Raw genomic sequence first — 24,539 nt, 5'->3', positions numbered from 1 at the left:
TTAGCTCCTTTGACGGGCCGGCCGGGATGGGTCGGCGCTAACCCCTACGACGCCAGCGGGGGAAGAATGGTTCAAGGAGCTGAACCTTTTTCCCGCGCGCGGCGTCGTATGGGGGTAGGGCAGCAGGAAACAGCGCGAAGGAGGTGGCTATGCCGCTGGACGAGGACGTGGTGGCGGCAATCTACCGCGATCACGGCACAGCGTTGAAGCGCTTTGTGCTCAGCTGCACTTCGGACACGCACTTGGCCGACGACGTCGTGCAGGAAACCATCCTCAAGGTCTGGCAGCACGCCCCGCAGATTACGGGCAGCCTGCGCAGTTACCTTTTCCGGACCGCCCGCAACGTCATCATCGACAACTACCGGAAGGCTCAGAGGCGTCCCGTCGAGGCAGGCGAGCACGACCTTCCAGACCATGTCGCGACGGAACGTGTTGATGAACTCTTGAACCGCGTCCTCATGGAAGAGGCGCTCCTACGGCTCAGCCACGAACACCGAGAGGTCCTTGTGGCCCTGCATTACCAGCGGTTCACCGTCAGCGAGGCAGCCCTGCAGCTGAACATCCCTGCCGGCACTGTGAAATCCCGGGCTTTCTATGCTGTGAAAGCCCTCCGAACGATCCTTGATGAAATGGGGGTGGAACGATGAACGGCAACCCCGTCCACCAATTGCTGGGCGCCTACCTGCTGGGCGGGCTCGACCCCGAGGAAGCTCGCATTTTTGAAGCGCACCTCGCCGGATGTGCTGCCTGCCGCAAGGAACTCGAGGAGTTGGAAAGCCTCCCCGCGCTGCTCGACGCCGTTCCGTCCGCCGACGCCGTCGCGCTCACCGTGACGGGTACCGCCGGTGCACTCTCACCTTTGGAACCGAGCCGGGAAGCATTGCCGCAGAAGATCCTGGTTGACCTTTCGGCACGCAGGAAGAAATCACGACGGCGGTGGGCGGCTTTCGTGGGGACAGTCGCCGCTGCGTGCCTGGCACTTGGTTTCCTTGCCGGCCCGCTGCTGAATCAACCACCAAAACCCGATGCCAGCTACTCGGTGCAGTCCGAAACAGGCCTGCAACTGACAGTAGGCATGGTCAAGAAGACCTGGGGCACGGAGCTTGAGGTCGAGGGCAAGAGCATGCCGCTCGAAGGAACGCTCTACCTTTGGGTGAAGGGCCGTGACGGGGCGGAAGAGCGCACCTGCGGCTGGACGGCGACCCCGAGTGGTCGCATCAAGATCACTGGCGCTACGCCCGTGCAGCTTGGCGGCATCGCCGGAGTGGAGCTCCGGGATGAAGGGGACAAGACAGTGGCCTCAATTTCAGTGCCGTAGATGTCAGCACCCTAAATGTCAGCGCCCTAGATTTCAGTGCCGTAGGTCTTAGCGCCGTAGGTTTGCCCGCAGCTCTGCGACGAGGGCGGGGTCCTCGCAGGCCCGGGCAAATGCTTCGATCCGCCGTTCGATTTCGCGGCCCAACAACCAGCTTCCGATTCTCTCGGCTACGGGCTTGAGCCAAGCCGGGCGGCAGGAAAAGGTGTACTTCCACACTGCCCGGGTGCCGCCGTCGTCGGGGGTGAACCGCCAGCCACCGCCGAAGTTCTCAAAGAACCACGGCCCGGACACCATGGTCATTCCGACATTGCGGGGCGGGGTGTAGGAGACGTACTCACTCACCATCTTCAGGCCCATCCTCGAGACGGTTCGTGTACGAACTCCCTTGCCCGCTCCTTTGGCTCCGTCAACGAAGCTTTGCGCCGAAATGAACGGATCCCATCTGAGCCTGAACTCGCCAGTGGTCTGCGAGAGCGCGAAGGCTGTCTCGGCATCCAGGCGGATAAATCGTTCAGCACGAACCTGGGGCATTCAGGACCCCTGCCCTGAACCGAGCACCAGGAGAACCATGAAGGTGACGCCAAAGACGTTGACCGCCATGATCGCCAGTCCGATGATCCCCGTAATACGTCCGGCATTCATGCGCCCAGCCCGAAATACAGCAATCAGCCCACTGACCACAGACACAATGGCAAGTACCACCGCAACCAACGCCAGGATAAGCGCACTGAACCACCAGACGTCGTTGCCGGGGTTGTAGCGGCTCATCGCTGAAGCAACGGCCGCGACGCCCAGGGGAATGCTGACCACAGCAGCGACTGGCGAGAGGACTGCCGCGACGATGCTTGTGATGCCCGCACCCAGGCCAGGCGTCCTGGACCGTTGCTGCTGCTGGTAGTACTCAGCCGGTGGCTGATAGCTCATGATTCCCCCAAGTGCTTCGGCTAGGTCTTGCGATACGTGAGGTCGAAGATCATACGCCCGGCCTCGTGGGCTTTGTTTTCAAAGCTCGTGCGGATACGGCCCTCGAACCGGGGAGCCCAGCCGCCTTCCTCGTCCACACCCTCGTTCGGACCCGTGTGCTCCGTGCTGACAGGTGCGCGGCCTTCCCGCACCGGCGCCCCTCCCACAACAGACTCGACGCCGGATTGCCACACTTGCGTCAGAGGGCTCTCCTCGCCACTGCGCTCGCCTTCGTGCATGTTCTCAAATTCCGTTGAGCCTGCCAGGACGTCGCGGACGTGTACAGCGTAGTTGGACCAGTCGGTGGCAATGCGCCAGTAACCACCCTTTTCCAGCGCCTTGGCAGCCACGGAAGCGAAAGCCGGCTGGATAAGGCGGCGCTTGTGATGGCGTGCCTTGTGCCAGGGATCGGGAAAGAACACCCAGAGCTCACTGACTGAACCGGCGGGGAGCATCGACTCCAAAACCTCGGGCGCGTTGGCTTCCACCACCCGAACGTTGGTCAGGCCACGGCTGTTGATCTTGATGATGGTGTTGGCCAATCCGGGCGTGTAAACCTCAACGGCCAAAAAGTCCTTGTCCGGATTCTGTTCGGCAGCATGGACTACGGCGTCGCCCAAACCCGAACCGATCTCGACGATCAGCGGAGCTTTGCGCCCAAAGACGGCCTCGGCATCAAACGTGTAATCGGGGTGCACCGATGTGTTGGCGACGTGACGTGGAACCTGGACGGCCCACCGCTCGGCGTGCTCTTCCCACGCGGCCTGCCTCCGGCCCTGCAAACGGGTGCCGCGGCGCACGAAACTGACCGGCCGGCCACCGTAGGTTCCAAAGGAAGCCTGGCTGCCTGGCGTGACTGGTCGCGGGGAATCTGGGGTTTCACTCATCCTTTCCAGAATACTTTGGTTCCGGCGGGCAGATGGCTGGCTCAGACGAGGCTGAATCCGTGCTCCGGCGTCAAAACAGGATCATGACGCGACCGGTGGTGAAAATCCAGGCAGCAACAATTGCAACGTCCAGCCCGAGAACGCCCAGCCCGGCAATTCCTGTGAACCACGCCTTGGTGTGTCGCCCAGTTGGCGTGGGTCGTCGAGCCAGCGCCACCGATGCCGTGCCGAGTACCAGGGAAACTAGGCCGCACAGGGCCGGGAGGCTCCACAATACGGTCGGGGCAATCCAATCGTAAGGTCCCGCCTCAGAGGGTGACCTGGTGAAAAACGCCGCCAATAACGCCACAGGCAATGTGACTCTCAGGTATAAGAGCGCAGCAACGGCAAAGACGAGGCTGCCAATTCCTGTGTTGAGCCCAGGAGGCTGCTTCGGCGGGACAAGAACATATCCGATCGGCGACTCCGCCTTGTCCGGGTTCGATGACGTAGGCGAGGGCAAAGAAGTTAGGTTCATGCTCTCAACGCTATGGACGCCGATGCGGCACAGACAGGTGCAATCCTGCGTATGTGGACAACCCGCAGACGCCCAGATCCTGGTCACATCACGCCCTTGGGCGGCAGATCAGACACGGCTGACAGAATAGGACGTGTGACCTCCTCGAACAGATCCGGCGTCGCAGATACAAGCGGCCAGGCAGACCCGATCCGCTATCAGGCCGTTCGCCCTGAAATCGCTGTGGATGCCGAGATCGACGACGTCCCGCCCGCCCCACCTACGCAGCTGCGCTCCAAGAGGGGCCTCATCTACCTCGGCATTTGCCTCGTCCTGATCGGCCTGAACCTGCGGACGGTCTTCTCGAGTTTCTCGGCCGTCCTTCCGGAAATAACGTCCGACGCCGGGTTGCCGGGCTGGGCTGTGGTGGTCCTGACCACCGTTCCCGTGACATTGCTGGGCATTTTCGCTCCGCTCGCCCCGATCCTTGCCCGCCGTTTCGGCGCAGAAAGGGTCTTGCTGGGCGCCATGGTGGTGCTCACAGCAGGGCTTCTGGTGCGTCCAAGCGAAATCCCGGGAGTAGGCCACCTGCCCATGCTTCTCGCAGGAACAGCAGCCTGCGGAGCAGCGATCGCGCTCTGCAACGTCCTCCTCCCCGGCGTGGTCAAAAGGGACTTCCCGCACCGGCTCGGGCTCATGGGCGGCCTCTACACGACGGCAATCTGTGCTTCCGCCGCTCTTGGTGCCGGGTTCACGTATCCGGTGTTTGCGGCAACCGGCCACTGGACTTCGGCGCTGTGGTCCTGGGCCGTGCCTGCCGGCGTCGTGCTTTTGCTCTTCCTTCCGCTGGCCATCCGCCAGCCATCGGTAAAGCACCAGGCGGTCCGTGGCGGCGTGAACGTTTGGCGATCGGCGGTTGCCTGGCAGGTCACCCTGTTCATGGTGCTGCAGGCCATGATGTCGTTCAGTGTGTTTGCGTGGCTGGCGCCGATCCTGAGGGACCGGGGCATCGAGGGCGGGACGGCTGGCCTGATTGTGTCGGTGTCGATCGTGCTTCAGATGCTCGGTTCACTCTTCGCGCCTGCCCTGGCCACGCGCTTCAAGGATCAGAGGGTGATCAACACCGTGGTGGCCCTGATGACCGGCGGTGGCTTCGCCCTCAGTATCTTCGGGCCAACTGAACTGATCTGGATCTGGACCGGACTGCTGGGACTGGGACAAGGCTCCCTCACGGCGGTTGCCCTCACGATGATCATGGTCCGCACCCGCGATGCCCACACCGCCGCGCACCTGTCGGGAATGATGCAGGGTGTTGGCTACGGAGTGGGCTCTGTGGGAACTTTGCTCGTGGGACAACTGCACCAAGCCACGGGTGGATTCACTGCCGCGGGCATCCTGTTCCTGGTGGTCGGAGCGCTGGCTGCGTTCTTCGGCTACCGCGCGGGCCGCAACAAGTTCGTTTAAATGAGTTGTGAGGCCCGCTCTGCATCCCCACCGCCTCCCTAACCTCGCAAGCTCGGCCAGGGAACCCGGGCGGCGTGGGCCCTATTTCGGGAGGGGCGCAGAGCGAGCCTCACAACGGGGACCTAGACCGTCAGGTCCTTGCCCTTCGTCTCCGGGATCGAGAAGGCGAACGCGATGCCGATCACCAGCAGGATCACTGCGTACACGTTGAACAGGTAGCCCTGGCCAATGGTGCCCAGCCAGGTCTGGAGGTACGGAGCCGTGCCACCGAAGGCCGCTACGCAGATGGAGTACGGGACGCCGACGCCGACAGTGCGGATGTGCGTCGGGAACAGCTCGGCGTAGACGGCCGGAACAATCGACGCGCTACCAGCGATGAAGAACAGCATCACGGACATGGACACGGTCAGCTGCCACGGCGAATCCTTCAGCAGCCACGTCATGGGGAAGTGCATGAGCATGGCACCGATGGACGAGCCGATCAGCACAGGCTTGCGGCCAATGCGGTCAGACAGCTTGCCCCAGAACGGGAGCGCGGCGATGAACACAACATTGGCGATCACGCCGGCCCACAGGGCTGCGCCGCGGTCCATCTTCAGCGTTGTGGCTGCGTAGCTCGGCGCCACGACACCCCAGATATAGTAGACCACCGTGAGGCCAACGGTCAGGCCGATAACCTGCAGGGCCTGCTTGCGGTACTTGACGATCTGCGGCCACATCGGCAGGCGCTTTTCCTTGGGCGTCTCAGCCTCGAATGCGTGGGTTTCCTTCATCTTGGCCCGCATGAACAGCGCGTAGATGCCCAGCGCGCCGCCGATGAGGAACGGAATACGCCAACCCCAGGCGCTCATGTCGTTCTTTGACAGGACAGCAGTGAGGATCGCACCAAGCAGTGTTCCAGCCAGAATGCCGGCGGTGCCGGACGTGTAGATGAGTGTGGCCCAGAAGCCGCGCTTTTCCTTGGGTGCCATCTCGGACAGGTACGTTTGCGACGACGGCAGTTCACCACCGTGGGCAAGGCCCTGGATGAGCCGGGCGAGCAGGAGCATCACAGATGCGAATGCGCCAACAGCCTGGAACGTCGGCGCGATGCCGATGAGGAGGCTGCCGAGAGCTCCAAGCGCAACGGCCACCGTCATGGAGGTCTTGCGGCCGATGCGGTCGCCGATCCAGCCGAACACGAAACCGCCGAACGGCCGTGCAACAAACCCGACGGCGAAGATCGCCAAGGTGGACAGCACAGCGGACGTGGGGTCGGCCTGGCTGAACAAAGCACTTGCGATGAACGGCGAGAACGTGGCGTAGATGGCCCAGTCGTACCATTCAACGGCGTTGCCGATGCCGGTTCCGACGAGCGTGCGCAGATGAGACTTGTGGACCTTGACTTCGGTGGACGTTCCAACGGTGGCGGTCATGTGATTCTCCAAGGTGGGATAGGGCTGGGAGTTAGTTGGCGGCGAGGGCTGCGATGCGGGACACAGCGAGCTCTGCGTACAGGGCAGCGCCGTCGGTGAGGACGCCGTCGTCGAAAGTTGCGTACGGCGAGTGGTTAAAGGGCGACGTCGCGTGGTCGGTGCCGGGGGCAACGGCGCTGAGCCCCACGAATGTTCCCGGGACCTCGGCCAGGACACGGGAGAAGTCCTCGGAACCACTCAGGGGAGTTGCCATCCGGGTCAGCCGGGACTCGCCGAACATGCCAGCGATGACCTTCTCCGCCGTGTTGGTTTCGTCCTCGTCATTAATGGTGAGCGGGTATTCCTGTTGGTAGTCCACATCAACCTCCAGTCCGTGGGCTGCGGCAATGCCTTGGAGCAGCTTGGGTACTACTTCCATCATCTTCTGCCGTGACTCTTCGGAGAAGGTCCTGATGGTGGCTTCGATACGCGCGGTCTCGGGGATCACGTTTCGTTTGGTTCCTGCGTGCAGCACACCAACGGTGAGGACAACGGGATCAAACATGTTGAACTGGCGCGTCACCATGACCTGAAGGGCGGTGACCATTTCGGCTGCTGCGGTCACGGGGTCCTTGGCTGAGTGCGGTGCGGAGCCGTGTCCGCCGGCGCCCAGCACGGTCACAACGAGCCCATCCGAAGAACTGAGCATCACGCCATTCTTGGTGACGAACTGGCCGTGCGGTTCCAGCGAGGAGAAGACGTGCATTCCGTACGCCGTATCTGCCCGCCTGCCAGCAGCATCCAGGACGCCTTCGTTGATCATGTAGCTGGCGCCGTCGAAGCCTTCCTCGCCGGGCTGGAACATGAGGACGACGTCGCCGGCCAGCTTGTCGCGATGCTCTGCCAGCAGGGTGGCGGCTCCGGCCAGCATGGAAGTGTGGAGGTCGTGACCACAGGCGTGCATCGCTCCATCTACACGGGATGTGTAGTCCACCCCAGTGGCTTCCTGGACGGGAAGGCCGTCCATGTCTGCACGCAGCAACACCACGGGCTTCTCAGCCGAGGCGTAAGCCGCGCCCCCACGCAGAACTGCAGTGACCGACGTCGTGTCCTTGCCCAGGGTGATTTCGTAAGGGAGTCCGTCGAGTGCCTTCAGCACCTTTTCCTGGGTGCGGGGCAGTTGCAGGCCGATTTCCGGCTCACGGTGGAGGTCGTGGCGGAGGCGGACGATGTCGTCCTGCAGTTCCTTGGCGTCGGCGGCGATGGTCATGTGTACTCCTGGTCTCGCTTGGCTACGGGTTTCTTCCAGCAATTCTGTGGTGACTTAACTCACAATCCTGAAAACATCTACAAAAATGCAACGAAGCCGCAGAAACGCACGATTCATGCACAGTTGAGAGAATGTACGCATGGAACTCAGTGAAGAGGATCTACGCCTCGTCAATGCCCTGCAGATTTCTCCCCGCATCAGCTGGTCCGACGCCGGCGCGGTCCTGGGTGTCCATGCCACAACCCTGGCCGCGCGGTGGGACCGCCTGAAAGCCACGGGAGCGGCCTGGACTACGGCGCACCTGATGGGCGATCCGAAGAACATGTGCCTCGCCATGGTGGACATCGACTGCGACATGGACCTACGGCCGGACGTTGTCACTGCGCTCGCAGAGCTCCCTGAGGTCATCACCGTGGAAGAAGCCGCCAGTAACCGCGATCTCACGCTCACGGTCATCACCCAGGACCTCGATCAGTTCAGCACGAGCCTGCTGCCGCGACTTAAGGAAATCCGTGGGCTCACCAAGTACCACACGTCGCTCTGCACCCGCATCCACACCAGCGGCTATGCCTGGCGGCTGAATGTTCTCACCAAGGGGGAACAGCAAGCGCTTCGGGCGATGGCAGGGCCCGAATCGGCCAACCCCTCCGCTCCGGACGCCATAGTCGTGCCGCTGCCCGAAAGCCACCTGGCGCTTATCCCGTTCCTGTCCCGCGACGGGCGTGCTTCTGCTGCTGAGATAGCGCGGGCTTTGGGGCGGCATCCCGCCACCGTGCAACGCCAGTTGGGGCGGGTGCTGAACAGCAGAATGCTCTCCTTCCGCTGCGAGATCGCCCAAAAATTCTCCGGTTATCCCATCACAGTCCAGTGGTTTGCGAACGTCCCCGCGGGACAGCACGAGGCCGCAGCCACTGAACTGCGTTCCATCCGGAATGTCAGGTTTTCCGCGTCAACCACCGGCCGCACCAACTTCACCATGATCATGTGGCTGCGTTCGCTTGCGCAGGTCATGGAAATGGAACTCGCCATCCAGCAGCGGATCCCGGGGATCGAACTGGTGGAGAGCGTCGTCATGTTGAATACGGCCAAACGGGTTGGCTGGATGCTGAACCCGGACTCAACGGCAACAGGAACAGTCGTGGCACCCTACGGGGAACTGCTGCCGGAGACAGCTTGAGGTTTTGCCGAAGTTGACGACGACGGCGTCACCCCGCTTGGGCGCGGTTCCCGCCTCTATCAGGCGTGCTTCGTTGCCCGGAGGACCGTGTCCACGACAGTAGCCGGTTCGCCCTCCGGACCCGTGACGGTGCGTTCCCGCGAAGTCAGGACGTTGACGAACCACGGCTCGCGATCCAGGCGGAGCGCGCCAGCCAACTGTTCCGGCGAGAAGAACATGCCCGTTTCACGGTGGTGGCTCCAAGGAGCGAGTCCATGCGGGTGATGTCCGACCACCAGCAACGTGCCGCCCGGGGCTACTGCCGCTGCTGCGGAAGCTACGGAGTCGCGCCACGGCAGGAGGGGGCTGTGGAGGAACTGTGCTGATACGAGGTCAAAGATGGGTTCCGGCTTCCATTCGGCCAAGTCCTGCTGCTGCCACATGATCCGGTCAGCGTAACCGGAGTCCACGGCATGGGCTGCTGCACGTTCAAGCGCGACGGCGGACACATCCATTGCGGTGACCTTCCAGCCCTGCCCGGCGAGCCAGATCGCGTCTGCACCCTCGCCGCAGCCAAGGTCCAAGGCCGTTCCCGCACGAAGGCCCGCCACTTCGGCGACCAACTGAGGATTCGGGTGCCCGCTCCAGACCTTTGGACGCTCCTTGTACATGCCGTCCCACATGTCAGCGGCGTTGTCAGCGTCCTCGTGGAGATTGAGCCCGCCATGCCTCGGCTCGCTGTGGTGAGTATCGCCGTCGTGCGTGTGTTCAGTCATATGCCAAGCGTGCCGTGAGGCTCGGCGCAAGGCAATCCCTGTTGCTGCTTCGGCAAGTTCCACCGCTGGGCGGACGCATCTGGTTTTTGCCCGCGATGGCGGATAACCTGTGACCTTCTGCGCCCGAATCATTCCGGTGGCGCCTCGTGCTGGGGGATTCATGGTGTTCCTGCAACGCAATATTCGTGTGCCCGCTGCGCTAACGGCTGCGGCAGTGCTTTCGCTCGTGGGCGCTGGGGTTGCTCACGGGCATCCCATTCAGCCAACCGTCAAATCGTCTCTTCCCTTGGCTACGTCGTTGATCTCCGCAGGTCAAAGTCCCGCGGGGATAAAAGCGATGGGAGTTCCGTTGGCTTCAATGGATTCTCCAGACACCCTTGCAGTGGACGCAAGTATTTTGAAGTTCAGTCGTGACGGGTCCAGGGCCTTCGTATATGGCCGTCAGTATTTTGCAGATATTTACGTACCACCGGACATCGTGTCCGGCAGCGTTGAAGTTATGAACGCCTTCGACCTCGCGATGTCGCCAAGCGGATCCACCGCGTACCTCCCTACAAAATACGAGACGGCTGACATCGCTGTGGTGGACACGGTACGGCACACGGTCACTGCCAGGATTCCTTTGGCTGAAGAGGCGCAGAAGGTAGCCATCTCAGCAAACGGTGCCGTTCTCTACGCGTTGTCTGGGCGGCCCTATGAGTCGCCACTAAAAAACGGGTCGGTGAACGTAATCGACCTCGCAGCAAAAGCTGTGAAGGCCGTTGTTCCGGTCGGGGCTGGTGCTAACGACGTTCTAGTCGCCCCGTCCGGGGACAAGATCTACGTATCGAATTACGCTGACAACACCATCACTGTCATCAGTGCCGTCACCAACAAAGTGGTCAAGACGCTTCCAATCGAAGGTGGATTGGGTCAAGGCTCCATCTCGGCCGACGGAACCAAGATCTTCTACCCCAAGCCTTCGGGCGGGATAGCAGTCGTGGCGATCTCGACGGACACGGTTCTTACAAGTGTTCCGACCATCTCTCCTGTAACCGCGCCTGTATTCACTCGAGACGGTTCGCGGGCATACGTCGTGGATCAATATCCGGGGCGCGTCGTGAACGGAGAGAACGTCGCGGGCGATTACTTCGTGGCTGAAATCGACGTTGCGAAGAATACGGTGAGGCCCATTGCCACTGCAGACTCAGGCTCAAGCACTCCGGGACGTCCCGTCATCCAAACGAGCCCGGACGGCAAGAGGCTCTATGTGCTGGGCAGCAAAGCTGTCGTCCTTGCTTTGCCTTCCCTTCAAGTCCTGGCCAGCACCCCCATGCCCAGAGTGGTCAGCAGCTTCACGATGTCCCCGGATGGCAGTAAGGGCTACGGGCTAACAAATGACGGTGGGCACATCGTGGTGGTCAATGCGCCTCGCCTCGACAACGTGCGCAAGGACTACAACTCCGATTACGCCACAGATATCCTGGCCCGTGATTCGGGAGGTGCATTGTGGCTCTATCCGGGCAACACCAACAAGGGCTGGCTTACGCGGACTCGAGCTGGCTCGGGCTGGGATGCCATGAACCTAGTTGTTACTCCCGGTGACTTCAATGGAGACAAGAAGCCGGATGTCCTGGCACGGGACAGCGCCGGAGACCTGTGGCTGTATCCAGGGGATGGACAGTCGTATTGGTGGTCACCTACCAAGGTCGGCGTGGGCTGGAATGCCATGACCGCAGTGGTCGCACCCGGAGATTTTGATTATGACGGGCACTCGGACATTTTGGCCCGCGACAGCGCAGGCGACCTGTGGCTCTATCCGGGCAATGGCATGGGCGGGTGGTTACCGCGGACGAAAGTCGGTGCCGGTTGGAATGACATGACGGCGATCATGGGACCCGGGAGAAACGCAATCCCCGGAACCGATGTGCTTGCACGCGACAGTGCCGGAACCTTGTGGCTCTACGAGCGCGATCTGTCCAGCCAATGGGTACCTCGACGGCAAGTCGGCACCGGCTGGAATGCGATGACCAGCATTGTGACACCGGGCGATTTCGATGGTGACGACATTCCAGACATCCTGGCGCGTGATGTCTCTGGCGACTTCTGGCTCTACCCGGGAACAGAACATGGAGGCTATCAGCCAAGAGTAAAGGTTGGGGCTGGCTGGAACGTGATGACAGCAATCGCATAGCCGGTCCTTGCTTCAAGTTGTTCCAACGCAAGTGACAGTTCTGCCTCCTAATTTGGCTGGTTCCAGCGCTGGGCTCCCGCTCCGGTCGCCCCCAGCTCGTCGGCAGGGTTCTGAAGCGTGCACGATTTCAGGCTCAGGCAACCGCAGCCGATGCACCCATCCAGGTCATTCCGCAGGTGTTGCAGCGCGGCAATTCGCTCGTCGAGTTCCCTGCGCCATCGCGACGACAACCGCGTCCAGTCCCGTTTGGTGGGCGTTCGCCCATCCGGCAGGGAGTCCAGCGCCTCACGGATGTCCTTTAGAGGAAGGCCAACTCTTTGCGATGTTTTGATGAATGCCACCCGACGCAACGTTTCGCGCCTGTACCGCCGCTGGTTGCCGGCCGTGCGCTCAGCTGTAATGAGCCCGTTGCGTTCGTAGAAGTGAAGGGCCGACGGCGATACTCCGCTGCGTTCCGAAAGCTCACCGATGCTCAGGGGCCGGTGGGCGCTGCCTGGAACTTGTGGCATGGCTGGTCCTCCGGTGGTGGGCGTGGTGGATTGACCTCAACATTAGTTGAGGTTCTAGGGTAACGTCCATGACCTCTGATACCTCAACGGCCGGGATACTCCGCCTTCCTTACCTGCTGGCCACCGTCGGTGCTTGTGCGCTCGTTTTCCTCAGCGCCTTCGAGTCCCTGGCGGTAACCACCATCATGCCGCTCGTCAGTCGGGACCTGGACGGAGCCAGCCTTTACGCGCTGGCCTTCGCCGGCCCCCTGGCGACTGGCGTGATGGGCATGGTGGGAGCAGGTAACTGGTCTGATCGCCGGGGTCCGGCGGCGCCGCTGTACGCATCGGTGGCACTGTTCGTCGCCGGTCTTCTGATCGCGGGAACAGCCGGGAGCATGGAAGTTCTGGTGCTGGGAAGGCTCGTGCAGGGACTCGGCGGCGGTGCCATGACCGTTGCCCTGTATGTGTTGGTGGCACGGGTCTACCCGCCGGTGCTTCATCCCAAAATCTTTGCCGCCTTTGCCGCTTCCTGGGTGATCCCTTCCTTGGTGGGCCCGTTTGCCGCAGGGATCGTGGCACAGCTCAGCAGTTGGCACTGGGTGTTCCTTGGCGTTGTGGGGCTGGTCGTTCCGGCGCTGCTGATGGTGGTTCCGGCTGTACGCGGGACGGCACCCGACCCCGACACAGATACCCAGCATGTGCCTTGGGCTTTCGGACGCATGGGCTGGGCGGCGCTGGCTGCCCTGACCGTCCTCGCGCTGAACCTGTCAGCAGAGGTGCCGGGCGTGGGCGGCGTGATTGCCGTCGTCGCGCTTGTCCTTGCAGTGGTGGCGGTAAGGCCGTTGGTCCCGCGCGGAACACTGGTTGCCCGTCGAGGCCTTCCCAGCGTGATCCTCACCCGCGGTTTAGCTTCGGCAGCCTTTTTCGGCGCGGAGGTCTACCTGCCGTATCTGTTGACGGAGCAGTACGCCTTCACGCCGACGTTTGCCGGGCTCACGCTGACCGGCGCCGCGCTCGCATGGGCAGGAGCATCCGCTCTGCAGGGCCGGTTGGGTTCCAAGCTGGCCGATGCCCTCGCCGTGAAAATTGGTGCTGCGCTGGTGCTGGTGGCCATAATGCTGGCCCTGGTGACCGCGGCCTCGGCGCTGCCGGCGGGTATTGCCATTGGAGGCTGGATCCTTGCGGGCGGCGGCATGGGACTCATGTACCCGCGGCTCTCAGTGATGACCTTGGCGTTGTCCGGTGAGGAAAACCAGGGCTTCAACAGCGCAGCGATGTCCATCTCGGACTCTCTGGGCGGCGCCTTGTCCCTCGCCGCCACGGGACTCGTCTTCGCAGCATTTACGACGACGAACCCGTTTGCGGGGGTCTTCGCACTGACGGCGGTGATCGCCGTCGTCGGGGTCGTCATCGCGCCACGGGTCGCCCCCCGGGCGGGTGTCTCCACCACGCGGGAAACCGAACCTGAGGCATCGCTCCACAAGTAGCCCGACGCTCACCAAGCCCAAGTAAGTACCAGTTGAGCGCGTTTTGAGCGTCCAAAACGCGCTCAGCTGCTACCCAGTTGGGGCCCCACAACGCGAGCCTTAATCAGCCCGATGCGGGGCTCGAGGCCGAACACTGCTAGACTGGGAGCACTTGATGTGCGGTGACGCCCTGAAGCAGGTGGCCCAACAGGCTACGTGACGGGGCATTTTTCATGTGAGAGGCACATCCTGCGTCGATGAACGCTTCCATTTGGTCCCGGCCAACGCTCCAGCAGCGAACCGGTAGACCACCTGACTTTTCCTCGGCGAACCCCTGGCCCAACCGGCGTCGGGGGCCGATGTCCGCAACTGGACACCGCCCGAAAGACATAAGTACATGACTACTTTTGCTGCCCTTGGCACGCCCAAGGCTATTGCTGATTCCCTCGCCGCAGACGGCATCGAAGAGGCATTCCCCATCCAGGTGAAGACCCTCCCGGATACGCTCGCAGGCCGCGACGTCCTGGGCCGTGGCCGCACCGGCTCCGGCAAGACCATCGCGTTCGCCATCCCGCTTGTGGCCCGCTTGGCCGAGCGTGAAGCCAAGCACTTCCGCAAGCCGGGCCGCCCCATGGGTCTCGTCCTTGCACCGACGCGTGAACTCGCAACCCAGATCAACGCCACAATCGAGCCGTTGGCCAAGGCCATGGGCCTGAACACCACGGTGATCTACGGCGGCATCTCCCAGGCACGCCAGGAAAAGGCGCTGCGCGCCGGCGTCGACATCGTCATCGCCTGCCCGGGCCGCCTCGAAGACCTGATCCGCCAGCGCATCCTGACCCTCGAAGCCGTTGAGGTCACCGTGCTGGACGAGGCAGACCACATGGCTGACCTCGGCTTCCTCCCGGTGGTCAAGAAGCTCATGGACATGACCCCCACCCAGGGTCAACGCCTGCTCTTCTCGGCGACGTTGGACAACGGTGTTGACAAGCTGGTCAACCGCTACCTGTCCAACCCGCTCACGCACTCCGTGGATGACCCGCAGGCTGCCGTCACCACCATGGAACACCACGTCCTGGTAGTCAACGATCAGACTGTCAAGAAGCAGCTCATCGTCGAACTGGCCTCCGGCGCCGGCCGCCGCGTCCTCTTCATGCGGACCAAGCACCACGCCCGCAAGCTTGCCAAGACCCTGACGGACGCCGGAATCCCCGCCGTCGACCTTCACGGCAACCTGTCGCAGAACGCCCGCGACCGCAACTTGGCCGAGTTCTCCAACGGTGACGTTCGCGTCCTGGTGGCCACCGACGTCGCAGCCCGCGGCGTGCACGTTGACGACGTCGAACTCGTCATCCACGTTGACCCGCCCACAGAGCACAAGGCGTACCTGCACCGCTCAGGCCGCACGGCCCGCGCCGGTTCCGATGGCACTGTTGTCACCCTGACGCTCCCGGAGCAGCAGAGCGACGTCAAGAAGCTCATGAAGGCTGCGGGCGTCGATGTGTCGTTCGAGCGCGTCACTGCCAACTCGCCGCTGGTCGCCGAGCTCGTGGGCGACATCGCAGACAAGGTTGATCCCCGCACCCGTGCGGCCCTCCTCGCGGCGAAAGCCCCGCAGGGTGGTGGCACGTCAACTGGCGCCAACGCCCAGCGAAAGCGCGCACGCCGTACCGGCGGCCAGGCTGCACCCACCACGGGTGGCCGTGGCGGTCGCGGCGGACGCGGCAAGGTGGCAGCTGAGCCGGTTCGCACCGACATCAACCGCGCTGACCGTCGCGCAGCAATGAACGACGACGTCGCCCGCAGCTCACGCGGCCGCGGCAAGGCTGGTGCCACGCACCGCAACGACGTTCCCGGCTCGCAGGGCCAGGGCGCCCGCAGTGGCCGTCCGGCTTCGGGCCAGCGTGCCGCTACCGGTGGCCAGCGCTCTGCTTCGGCTCCGCGCACAGCGTCGACCACGAGCACCCGCACTGGCGGAAACAAGGCTGTTTGGTCTTCCGCAACGGGCGCTACATCCGGCGGATCCTACGGTTCGGGCTCCGTTGCTTCCGGCAACTCCGGTCGCGGGGGCTCCGGCGCCGGTCGTCCGGCACGCAGCGGCCCGCGTCGTGCATCGGCACCGGCTTCGAACGAACGTCGCGGCCGCTAGTACGTCCACGTTGCTCACCAGCCGCGGGCGCGCCACTCCTCAAGGTGTGGCCGCTCGGCTCCGAGGGTCGTGGGCAATCCATGGCCCGGGTGCACCACGGTCTCGTCCGGGTAGGCGTCGAACAGCCGCCCTTTCACGTCGTTCAACAGTGAAGTGAAACGTGAAGGATCGCCCTGTGTGTTGCCGACGCCTCCGGGAAACAGCGAGTCGCCACTGAAAATGTGGGCCGGCCCGTCCGGATCCTGGTAAACGAAAGCGATCGAGCCGGGGGTGTGCCCACGCAGGTGGATCGCCGTGATCTCGAAGTCGCCGAACCGCTCGACGTCGCCGTGACCAAGCCGGACATCCACCGGTACGGGCAGCGCATCGGCGTCGTCCGCCCCTGCAGAAGTGCTGGCGCCCGTAGCTGAGACCAGCTCACCCAAGGCGCGGATGTGGTCCCAATGCTGGTGGGTGGTGGCTATTCGGACGAGCTTCGGCACCTCGGAAGTATCCGTTTCGCTGTCCTTCAGGAGTTGCTGAATGGCCGGAAGTTCGTCGGCGGCGTCGATCAACAGCTGCACGCCTGTGGACTTCGAGGTCAACAGATACACGTTGTTGTTCATCTCGCTGACCGAGATGCTCCGGATGGTGACGTCACGCGATGAGTGAATAAGCGAATCCATCGGCTCAGTCTATGCAGTGGCCGCGTTGGCTTCGCGGCCTTGCGACACCCAGTTGGGGTCGGCAGAACGTGAACCCACGACGGCGTCCGCGGTCTGGTCGAGCACCTCAAGTTGCGCTGTTCCCAGTTGCAGGGACAACGCGCCAAGGTTCTCGTCGATGCGGTGCGTTTTGCGCGTACCGGGGATGGGGACCACCGGCAGTCCAAGGCGCTTGCCTTGGGCGAACAGCCAAGCCAGTGCTACCTGGGCAGGAGTTGCACCCAGGTCATCGGCTACCTCCCGAACCGCGGCCACTACGGCCTGGTTTGCATCGAGGGCCTCGCCACCAAAGCGGGGAATCTTGTGGCGGAAGTCGTTTTCGCCCAAGTCGCTCGCGCTAATGGTTCCCGTGAGGAACCCGCGGCCGAGCGGCGAATAAGGCACAAAGCCAACACCGAGTTCCTTCGCTGCGGGAACAACGTTTTGCTCAACATCCCTGCTCCAGATTGACCATTCACTCTGGACCGCGGCAATCGGATGGACAGCGTTGGCCTGCCGAAGCTCCTCGGCTGTCACCTCAGACAGTCCGAGGTGCCGAACCTTGCCCTCCCGGACCAGCTCCGCCATGGCCTCCACGGTTTCCACTATCGGAACGCGGAGGTCTCGGCGGTGCAGGTAGTAGAGGTCAATCACGTCAGTGTCCAGGCGGCGGAGGCTAGCTTCTGCCGCCTGCCTGACGTAGGGCGCATCGCCGCGAACTCCCGTGTACCCGTTCGCGGCGTTGCCCTCTATCCCGAACTTTGTTGCCAACTGGACCTCGTCACGCCGGCCCTTCAGGAGCTTGCCGACCAACTCCTCGTTGCTTCCGGCGCCGTAAACATCCGCGGTGTCGATGAAGGTAATTCCCGCATCCACCGCATGCCTAAGTGTCTGCAGGGCTTCCTCGGGGTCGATTCCCCCATACACCGGCGTCAGGGCCATGCCGCCAAAGCCGAGGGGGCTAACAGAAAGGCCATCGCCGAGTTGAACTGCAGTCATGAACTTCTCCCATGCGTGTTGGTATTCGAAGTGCCCTTTGTTGGCGTGAACTCCATGGACGCGATGGGTATTCCTGCGCGAGGCTGCGGTCCTTCCCAGTTGCTCGGGGCCCTGACGAACTCCAAAGATGCACAGCCCCCGTGTTTCCGGGGTTTTGCCGGCACTGGGGCAGGTGCGAGTGGCGGTAACTGGGAAGGAGCGGCGCTACTCGGCCTTTGCCGCGGGCTTCTCAGCAGGCAACGCCTTCAAACCGGCAGCACAACCCACGATTCCGGCGATGAAGAGAAGCTTCAGCGGGCTGGCAGGCTCTACCCCTGTAACCATCGCCCACCCAACAGTCAGCGCAGCGCCGATTCCAACCCACACCGCGTAGGCGGTGCCCAAGGGAATCCGCTTTACCGCGATCCCGAGTCCGAGCATGCTCAATGTTGCCGTCACCGCGAAGACCAAGGTGGGAATCAACTGGGTGAAGCCGTTGGAGAGTCCCAGAGCGGTGGCCCACACGGCTTCAAGGACGGCGGAGGCGAGGAGAACCAGCCAGAAGACGCCGTTCTTCGCAGAGTTCTGGGTCGTGGTGGTCGTTGCAGCCACGGCTACGCCACCACCTTCAGGCCAACCACGCACGCGCCGATCCCTGCGAGCAGCAGCAGCCGGGCCGTCGTCGCGCGTTCCACCTTGGTGACCATGGCGTATGCCGACGTCAGGACGACGCCGACACCAACCCACACCGCGTACGCCGTACCAGTAGGAATGGATTGCATGGCAACCGCAAGGCCGCCGGTGCTGGCGATGACGCTCACCAGGAAAACGACTGTGGCGATTGGCTTGCGGAAGCCCTTTGATCGGTGAAGGGCAGCAGCCCAAACGGCCTCAAGCGCTCCGGAGAGAATGAGAATTAACCACGACATGACAGATCCTTTGGCCAGTCTTGTCGCGTGCCGGGTACTGAACCGTCGTCCGGAGGTTCCAGAGCGGAACCTTGATTTCAGGCTAGCAACTCCTGCAGAGGGTGGCCACTTCTGGTGGCCAAAGTCACCAGCTCAGGCGTTTGCGGGGTCCACTTTGTCGATGGAGATCACGGCAACAAAACCTCGGCCCGAGATCTCGGGGCTCCGCGTATCCGAGCCCACTATGGCGTCGTAGCGGTTCAGTTCAACCGGTTCGGTCTCGGTGGGAGCCGGACTGGCGCCGTCGGGCTCTTCCCCCACAGCGGCGCCTTCCTCCGGAGCCGCGCCGGGCGCGACCGTCGCCTTGCCTTCCAGGAGGACGGCCAGCTGGCCCTCGAAGACGGGGTGCGCGCGTTTCTTGGAGATCTCGACGATGGACGTGTACCCCTTGAACGCGCTGGCGCGAGCGATGACATTGAGATCGCGGATGTCCCCGGTGGGCAGAGTGGCCGACGAAGCTGCCTCGCCGGAGAAACGGAACGGGCGATACTTCTCCAGCGGGTGCTCCTCGCCGTCGACGGTCAGCAGCAGCAACTCACCGTCAATGATGGTGATGACCCGTTCCATGCCCGGAAAATTGGAGAAGTCCCCGGCCTTGGAGACGTCGGCGATGCTGACGCGCCAATCCCATGCCCCATCCTGGGCCGAGGCGGCCTTCGGGTGGCTGGCGAGTTCGCGCGTCACCCCGCCTCCATTGCGCCACGGTTCGGGGTGGACGTCGGCAAAGCGGATAATCTCCATCCGACCAGCCTAGTGGTGGACACAGCTTCTGCGTTGCCACCATGGCTTGCTAACGTCATATGTGGAAAACGTTGGGAATACGGCTGGAGGCACAGGAATGTTCGTCAAAGTGTGCGGATTAAGCACACCCGAATCCGTCCGCACAGCCGTGGACACCGGGGCGGACGCCGTCGGCTTCGTGCTGACGTCCAGCCCACGTGAGGTCAGTCCTGACCAGGTACGTGTACTACTGCCGCTGGTGCCCGCAGGTGTTCGTGCCGTGGCCGTGTTCCGGCACGAGCCCGCTTCCGACGCCGTTTCTGTTGCCCGCGCCGCCGGACTCACGTGGGTTCAACTGCACGGTACCCGGACTGCCGAGGACGTCAAAACAGTGCACGACGCCGGAATGCGGCTCATCCGGGCCGTAACCATGGGTGCCACCCCGGACGAGTTCAGCGATCTTGGCGAGGATCTGCTCTTGATCGATGCAGCCGTGCCAGGCTCGGGGGAGTCTTGGGACTACGCGTCCGTGCTGGCCAAGGGACTGGGCGACCGGGAGTGGTTGCTCGCAGGCGGTCTCGAACCCGGCAACGTCGCCTTTGCCGCCGCTGCGGCCGGTGCTTGGGGCGTGGACGTTTCCTCAGGTGTGGAGTCGTCTCGGGGAGTGAAGGACCTGGCGAAGATCCGCGCGTTCGTGGAAGCTGCAAAGGCCTGACGTTCTCTCACGTCCTGCTGCTTTTCGGGCGTTCCTCTCTCACGTCCTGCTGCTTTTCGGCCGTTCCTCTGTCACGTCCTGCCGTGTTTGGGGCGTTCCTCTTTCACGTCCTGCGGCTTTTGGGGCGTTCCTCTGTCACGTCCTGCCGGCGGACACCCCCGAACGGTTCATGATATGAGAGAACATCGGGTCATTCGGGTGATTGATGTGAGAGAAGGTTGGGGAATTCGGGTGATGATGTGAGAGAGCATCGGACTTAGCACTGGCACACCCTAGACTCCCTCACGACGACACGATTCACTGAGACACTCCACTGGACTTACACACGGAACCAAACGCGGAACCAAACGCGGAACCAAACAATCGGACCAACGAAACCAGGAGCCCAAGCAATGAGCACGGAACAGCACACCCTGACCCTGATCCGCGAGTTCGACGCCCCGCGTGATCGGATCTTCGATGCCTGGATGGACCCGGATCAGCTCACCAAGTGGTTCGGGCCCGTGGAAGTGGATGCTCCACGCGACAAGATCATCGTGGAGCCGCACGTGGGCGGAATCTGGCAAGTGGTCATGGCATGGACGGACGATGAGGGGGAGCAGGAAGCACCCATCGAAGCTGTCATCACGGAGTTGGATGCACCCGCGCTCCTCGTAGCAAGGGCAAAGGCTGCTCCCGATGCCGATCATGAGTACGAGGAAATGCACCTCGAATTCGAAGACCTCAACGGACGCACCCGGATGCATCTTACCCAGGGACCTTTCGCATCTGAAGAATGGGTCGAAATGACACGGGATGGCTGGGGAACTTCCTTCGACAAGCTGGACGCATTGCTGGACTAAATCGCCCCTGATGCGTCGTCAAACTCAGGGCCGATTCAGGGCAGACCCTGAGGCTTAATGTCTGTCCGGCAAGGGAGAATTGAGACTATGAAAACGCTGCTCAACATCATTTGGCTGGTCTTCGGTGGTTTCTGGTTGGCACTGGGCTATTTCGCAGCAGGCATTATCTGCTGCGTGCTCATTGTGACCATTCCTTGGGGCATCGCTTCGTTCCGGATCGGCGCATATTGTTTGTGGCCGTTTGGCCGGATGGTGGTGGAGAAGCCCGGCGGAACGGGTGTCTTCGCACTTCTGGGCAACGTGATTTGGCTACTGGTTGCTGGTATCTGGATTGCGATCGGCCACGTGGTTACGGCTTTCGCCATGGCCATCACCATCATCGGTATCCCGCTGGCTATCGCTAACCTGAAGCTGATCCCGGTGTCGCTCATGCCTCTCGGCAAGCAGATTGTGCCGACCAACCAGCCGTTCGTCAGCACCTATCGCTAGCTCGCCGGTCTAATCGGTCGGGCGGAGGCCCTGAAAAGCCCCATCCGTCAGCAAAGCAACCACCGTGCTGCCATCCAACTCGGCGGCAATTGCCACGTCTTCAATGAAGCCCCCATCTATTAGTTCCCGCCCGCTGGAGCAACCGCGCAGCACCGAGGCCAGCTTGGGCTCGGCGGCGTCGAAGGCCGCCGCCGCAGATCCGGCTTCAGGTGAGAAATTCCGGCGCCCCGATCCTGCCAATCCGGCGATGAATGCTCCCGCTCCGAGCTCGTCCTCCAATGCTGGCCGCAGCGAGCCATTGGTCCACTTCTCACCTGCGGCGATCACAGCAATCACCGCATCCGGAGGCAGTGTGGCATGGACCCAGTCGGCGGTCGCCGCGGCGTTGCGTAAGCATACAGCCACTACTTGTCGTGCGGAGTTGGCGAGCTCATGACTCAGCGTCGAGCCGTTGGGTGACGGCAGGACTACACGCTCAAGATGCGGCGCATGACGCAGGCTCGCCGGAGACAAACTCAACCCCTCCCCGCCACGCGGTCCGGCCAGCGCAGCCTGATGATGAGCGGCGAACTCACTCGCCGCAGCATCGCGCATCGGGTAGGGAAAAACGGCCGCCCCACGATCCACGGCGACGCTCACGCACGTCGTGAAGGAAAGGACGTCAACCACAACAGCAAGGTCCGCCCGTGGCACTATGGCGCGGGCGCCGTCGAGCCCCCATTCGAACCGGACCGAGTACGGCAACTGCCGCTGGGGCGCTCCCGGTTCGCTCATCCGAGTTCGGCGGTGAGGTTGCGGCGGGCTGCGTCAAGCCAGAGCGCCTTGGCCCGCTCACCGTGGAAGAGAGGGTCCAGTGACAGCAGATGACGCACGACGGCGGCACGCCCCTTGGCGAAGTCGTCGTCGCTGACGTGGGCATAGTCTTCCCGGACTGCGGCCAGGTAGCGCGCGTAGGACTGTTCGTTACCTCCGAGTACGGAGAGATCGGCGTCGCAGAGGAGGGCTCCGGCGTGGTCGCCGGGTTTGGGATTGTGCTCGGCGGTGAGCCGGACCAATCGGGCCACCTCGGCGACATCTTCCGGGGCAAGCCGTGCAGCAGTCAGTCGGTCCTCGGCAAGCCGCGCGGATTCTTCTTCGTCCTGCCCCGCGACACCTTCATAGACGGCGTCGTGGAACCAGGCCGCCAGCGTGACTGTGCGGGCAGGGAGGGCGGGTTCCGTCAAAATGTCCAGGGCTTCGAGGACGGCCAGCAAATGGGTCCGACTGTGGTACTTACGGCCGTCCTCGCCCCACCGTTCCAGTAGTTCCAAACCGAGTTCCTCGTGCCCGGGGTAGGTGCTGTTCCATCGCTCCATCAGCGGAACGGTGAGGGCTTTGCTGCGATCGCGTGCTGGAATGCGAAGGCCGCTCGCGATGAGTTTCCGGACCAGGACCCTTGCCTCCACGGGAATGGCTCCAGCCGCTACGAGGTCGTTGTAGCGGCGTTCAGGAACGTCGTAGTGGTCGCCGTCGAACGCCCTTTCGGGGACTCCGGCCGCCTCGGCGAAAGCGTGAAGCTCGTCCAAGGACTTGTCTGATACCAGATGTGAAAACACGGTGCCGTGGGCGGGCCACAGGGGCGGATCGACATATACGGCCATTGGCAAAGTGTAAGCCAAACGATCCTTCCCAGTTACCGGTCGTCGGAGCGGCTACCGCCGAGCGTCCGCCCCGGAAGCACAGGCTTCACTGCCCGTGTGGTCACAGCAACTGGGAAGGAGCGTAGGAGTTCCTTGGCAACAGGTTACGGCTATGACTCCACGCCGGATAGAGTACGACGGCGGCCCGCACCGTTTGCCGCCCAGCGCACCAGCGGCGCTCTCGCTTGGAACTAGACAGTAACATTCCGTTTTGCGGAGCTATCACACAATAGAATCCGCAAATACTGCCTTAGAATATTTTCATGCCGCAAATACGGATCTCCGAAGCAGCCCGGTTCCTTGGTGTCAGCGACGACACTGTGAGGCGGTGGACCGAGAACGGAACACTTACCGCCCGGAAGGACGCCGCGGGCCGACTCGCTGTGGATGGCTTGGAGCTGGCCAAGGTTGCCCGCGATCAGTCGCACCTTCCGGACGATCCCGCCCGTACAGGCAGCTCGGCCCGGAACCGCTTCGTCGGTCTGGTCACGGGCATTACCGCGGACAAAGTCATGGCACAGGTGGAGCTTCAATGTGGGCCGTTCCGTGTGGTGTCGCTGATGAGCAGTGAAGCCGTGCGCGAGCTTGGTCTGGAACTTGGGTCAGTGGCTACAGCGGTGGTGAAGGCCACAACTGTCATCATCGAAACGCCTCAGGGAAAGAGCGTCGTATGAGGAACACTGGCACGAAAGCCATGGCGCTCTTAGTCGCGGTCGCCGTGGCGGCCGGTATGGCGAGCTGTGCTTCAAACGCCGCAGGCCCAACGGCAACCGGGAATCAGCTGGGGGGCACCATCACCGTCTTCGCCGCAGCGTCCCTCAAAGCACCGTTCACCCAACTTGCCCAGAACTTCGAGGCCAAAAACCCCGGCACCAAAGTGAACCTTAGCTTCGCCGGTTCTTCAGACTTGGCAACGCAAATCACCCAGGGTGCACCAGCTGATGTGTTTGCCTCAGCCGATACCAAGAACATGACCAAGGTCTCGGACGCAAAACTCGTGGACGGCACCGCGACAAACTTTGCCACGAACATACTGGAGATCGCTGTCCCGCCCAGCAACCCGGCGTCGATCTCTTCCTTCGCGGACCTGTCCAGGCCCGGCGTCAAAGTTGTGGTCTGTGCCAGCCAGGTTCCTTGTGGTGCGGCCGCGGAGACGATAGAGAAGGCCTCGGGGACCACGTTGAGCCCGGTCAGCGAAGAGTCATCAGTCAGTGATGTGCTGGGCAAGGTCGTCTCGCAGGAAGCCGACGCCGGGCTGGTTTACGTGACGGACATCAAGGGTGCTGGGAGCAAGGTGAAGGGCATACCGTTTCCGGAGTCCGGCAAGGCCGTCAATACGTATCCGATCGCCACTGTGGGCACCAGCAAAAACAAGGACCTCGCCCGCGCCTTCATTGCCATGGTCACCGGCAGCGCGGGGCAGAAGGTTCTGGGCGACGCTGGCTTCGGCCCCTCGTAGGAA

At 62.7% G+C, this 24,539-nt stretch carries 27 protein-coding genes and 1 riboswitch; of the genes, 12 read left to right on the top strand and 15 right to left on the bottom strand.

The window, feature by feature from the left end:
* Positions 1–149: 149 nt before the first annotated feature.
* Entirely contained in the window at positions 150–647 is a 498-nt protein-coding gene (locus VUN82_21805; GenBank protein XAS71687.1) for a sigma-70 family RNA polymerase sigma factor, read from the top strand.
* Entirely contained in the window at positions 644–1,318 is a 675-nt protein-coding gene (locus VUN82_21800; protein ID XAS71686.1) for a zf-HC2 domain-containing protein, read from the top strand. The genes VUN82_21805 and VUN82_21800 overlap by 4 nt, the downstream gene beginning before the upstream one ends.
* Before the next feature lie 48 nt (positions 1,319–1,366).
* Here the strand turns inward: VUN82_21800 and VUN82_21795 are convergent, their stop codons facing one another.
* The 4 genes from VUN82_21795 to VUN82_21780 all read right to left on the bottom strand — a co-directional run bounded on the left by VUN82_21795 (position 1,367) and on the right by VUN82_21780 (position 3,685).
* A complete protein-coding gene (locus VUN82_21795; GenBank protein XAS71685.1) occupies positions 1,367–1,849 on the bottom strand; it encodes an SRPBCC family protein in 483 nt (160 codons plus the stop codon).
* On the bottom strand, positions 1,850–2,242 hold the full coding sequence (locus tag VUN82_21790; protein ID XAS71684.1) for a hypothetical protein: 393 nt from the start codon (positions 2,240–2,242) through the stop codon (positions 1,850–1,852).
* Between the two features lie 20 nt (positions 2,243–2,262).
* Positions 2,263–3,168: a tRNA (guanosine(46)-N7)-methyltransferase TrmB gene (trmB, locus tag VUN82_21785; GenBank protein XAS71683.1), complete on the bottom strand. Its 906-nt coding sequence runs from the start codon at positions 3,166–3,168 to the stop codon at positions 2,263–2,265.
* A gap of 70 nt (positions 3,169–3,238) precedes the next feature.
* Positions 3,239–3,685, bottom strand: coding sequence for a hypothetical protein (locus tag VUN82_21780; GenBank protein ID XAS71682.1), 447 nt, complete (start codon positions 3,683–3,685; stop codon positions 3,239–3,241).
* A 189-nt stretch (positions 3,686–3,874) separates the two neighbouring features.
* On the opposite strand from VUN82_21780, the gene VUN82_21775 reads away from it, so the two are divergent.
* Positions 3,875–5,128 (top strand): MFS transporter, encoded by a 1,254-nt coding sequence (locus VUN82_21775; protein ID XAS74762.1) that lies wholly within the window; start codon positions 3,875–3,877, stop codon positions 5,126–5,128.
* Positions 5,129–5,250: 122 nt separating this feature from the next.
* Here the strand turns inward: VUN82_21775 and VUN82_21770 are convergent, their stop codons facing one another.
* Positions 5,251–6,543 carry an MFS transporter gene (locus VUN82_21770; protein XAS71681.1) on the bottom strand — a complete coding sequence of 431 codons (1,293 nt, stop codon included), beginning with the start codon at positions 6,541–6,543 and terminating at the stop codon, positions 5,251–5,253.
* 31 nt (positions 6,544–6,574) lie between these two features.
* Complete coding sequence (locus VUN82_21765; protein ID XAS71680.1) at positions 6,575–7,792, bottom strand: M20 family metallopeptidase; 1,218 nt, start codon at positions 7,790–7,792, stop codon at positions 6,575–6,577.
* Between the two features lie 139 nt (positions 7,793–7,931).
* On the opposite strand from VUN82_21765, the gene VUN82_21760 reads away from it, so the two are divergent.
* Complete coding sequence (locus VUN82_21760; protein ID XAS71679.1) at positions 7,932–8,969, top strand: AsnC family transcriptional regulator; 1,038 nt, start codon at positions 7,932–7,934, stop codon at positions 8,967–8,969.
* A gap of 59 nt (positions 8,970–9,028) precedes the next feature.
* On the opposite strand, the gene VUN82_21755 is transcribed toward VUN82_21760, so the two are convergent.
* Positions 9,029–9,724, bottom strand: a complete 696-nt coding sequence (locus tag VUN82_21755; protein XAS71678.1) for a class I SAM-dependent methyltransferase — start codon at positions 9,722–9,724, stop codon at positions 9,029–9,031.
* A 358-nt stretch (positions 9,725–10,082) separates the two neighbouring features.
* Between VUN82_21755 and VUN82_21750 the strand changes: the two genes are divergently transcribed.
* Complete coding sequence (locus tag VUN82_21750) at positions 10,083–11,897, top strand: FG-GAP-like repeat-containing protein (protein XAS71677.1); 1,815 nt, start codon at positions 10,083–10,085, stop codon at positions 11,895–11,897.
* Between the two features lie 47 nt (positions 11,898–11,944).
* Here VUN82_21750 and soxR read toward each other — a convergent pair whose 3' ends face one another.
* Entirely contained in the window at positions 11,945–12,406 is a 462-nt protein-coding gene (gene soxR / locus VUN82_21745) for a redox-sensitive transcriptional activator SoxR (protein XAS71676.1), read from the bottom strand.
* Between the two features lie 68 nt (positions 12,407–12,474).
* On the opposite strand from soxR, the gene VUN82_21740 reads away from it, so the two are divergent.
* Both VUN82_21740 and VUN82_21735 read left to right on the top strand, forming a co-directional pair.
* Positions 12,475–13,875, top strand: a complete 1,401-nt coding sequence (locus VUN82_21740) for an MFS transporter (GenBank protein XAS71675.1) — start codon at positions 12,475–12,477, stop codon at positions 13,873–13,875.
* 376 nt (positions 13,876–14,251) lie between these two features.
* A complete protein-coding gene (locus VUN82_21735) occupies positions 14,252–16,003 on the top strand; it encodes a DEAD/DEAH box helicase (GenBank protein XAS71674.1) in 1,752 nt (583 codons plus the stop codon).
* 14 nt (positions 16,004–16,017) lie between these two features.
* On the opposite strand, the gene VUN82_21730 is transcribed toward VUN82_21735, so the two are convergent.
* The 5 genes from VUN82_21730 to VUN82_21710 all read right to left on the bottom strand — a co-directional run bounded on the left by VUN82_21730 (position 16,018) and on the right by VUN82_21710 (position 19,373).
* Positions 16,018–16,668 carry an MBL fold metallo-hydrolase gene (locus VUN82_21730; GenBank protein XAS71673.1) on the bottom strand — a complete coding sequence of 217 codons (651 nt, stop codon included), beginning with the start codon at positions 16,666–16,668 and terminating at the stop codon, positions 16,018–16,020.
* Between the two features lie 9 nt (positions 16,669–16,677).
* A complete protein-coding gene (locus tag VUN82_21725) occupies positions 16,678–17,685 on the bottom strand; it encodes an aldo/keto reductase (protein ID XAS71672.1) in 1,008 nt (335 codons plus the stop codon).
* A gap of 204 nt (positions 17,686–17,889) precedes the next feature.
* Positions 17,890–18,276, bottom strand: coding sequence for a multidrug efflux SMR transporter (locus VUN82_21720; protein XAS71671.1), 387 nt, complete (start codon positions 18,274–18,276; stop codon positions 17,890–17,892).
* Positions 18,277–18,278: 2 nt separating this feature from the next.
* Positions 18,279–18,593: an SMR family transporter gene (locus tag VUN82_21715; protein XAS71670.1), complete on the bottom strand. Its 315-nt coding sequence runs from the start codon at positions 18,591–18,593 to the stop codon at positions 18,279–18,281.
* Between the two features lie 9 nt (positions 18,594–18,602).
* A riboswitch (guanidine-III (ykkC-III) riboswitch) is annotated at positions 18,603–18,668 on the bottom strand.
* Between the two features lie 57 nt (positions 18,669–18,725).
* Complete coding sequence (locus VUN82_21710) at positions 18,726–19,373, bottom strand: HutD family protein (GenBank protein XAS71669.1); 648 nt, start codon at positions 19,371–19,373, stop codon at positions 18,726–18,728.
* A gap of 97 nt (positions 19,374–19,470) precedes the next feature.
* Here VUN82_21710 and VUN82_21705 point away from each other — a divergent pair, with 97 nt between their 5' ends.
* The 3 genes from VUN82_21705 (at position 19,471) to VUN82_21695 (ending at position 21,398) form a co-directional block, all read left to right on the top strand.
* Positions 19,471–20,067 (top strand): phosphoribosylanthranilate isomerase, encoded by a 597-nt coding sequence (locus VUN82_21705; GenBank protein XAS71668.1) that lies wholly within the window; start codon positions 19,471–19,473, stop codon positions 20,065–20,067.
* A gap of 392 nt (positions 20,068–20,459) precedes the next feature.
* On the top strand, positions 20,460–20,909 hold the full coding sequence (locus VUN82_21700; GenBank protein XAS71667.1) for an SRPBCC domain-containing protein: 450 nt from the start codon (positions 20,460–20,462) through the stop codon (positions 20,907–20,909).
* An 87-nt stretch (positions 20,910–20,996) separates the two neighbouring features.
* Positions 20,997–21,398 carry a YccF domain-containing protein gene (locus VUN82_21695; protein XAS71666.1) on the top strand — a complete coding sequence of 134 codons (402 nt, stop codon included), beginning with the start codon at positions 20,997–20,999 and terminating at the stop codon, positions 21,396–21,398.
* A 9-nt stretch (positions 21,399–21,407) separates the two neighbouring features.
* On the opposite strand, the gene VUN82_21690 is transcribed toward VUN82_21695, so the two are convergent.
* Together VUN82_21690 and VUN82_21685 are read right to left on the bottom strand one after the other, a co-directional pair.
* Positions 21,408–22,172 carry a 2-phosphosulfolactate phosphatase gene (locus VUN82_21690; GenBank protein XAS71665.1) on the bottom strand — a complete coding sequence of 255 codons (765 nt, stop codon included), beginning with the start codon at positions 22,170–22,172 and terminating at the stop codon, positions 21,408–21,410.
* Positions 22,169–23,038, bottom strand: coding sequence for a DUF4031 domain-containing protein (locus tag VUN82_21685; protein ID XAS71664.1), 870 nt, complete (start codon positions 23,036–23,038; stop codon positions 22,169–22,171). Before VUN82_21685 ends, VUN82_21690 begins: the two co-directional genes overlap by 4 nt.
* 302 nt (positions 23,039–23,340) lie before the next feature.
* Between VUN82_21685 and VUN82_21680 the strand changes: the two genes are divergently transcribed.
* Positions 23,341–23,751, top strand: a complete 411-nt coding sequence (locus VUN82_21680; GenBank protein XAS71663.1) for a TOBE domain-containing protein — start codon at positions 23,341–23,343, stop codon at positions 23,749–23,751.
* Complete coding sequence (gene modA / locus VUN82_21675) at positions 23,748–24,536, top strand: molybdate ABC transporter substrate-binding protein (protein XAS71662.1); 789 nt, start codon at positions 23,748–23,750, stop codon at positions 24,534–24,536. The genes VUN82_21680 and modA overlap by 4 nt, the downstream gene beginning before the upstream one ends.
* Positions 24,537–24,539: the final 3 nt, after the last annotated feature.

The sequence above is a fragment of the Micrococcaceae bacterium Sec5.1 genome, from assembly GCA_039636795.1.
Lineage (GTDB): Bacteria > Actinomycetota > Actinomycetes > Actinomycetales > Micrococcaceae > Arthrobacter.
This window is presented reverse-complemented; position numbering and strand designations above follow the sequence as displayed.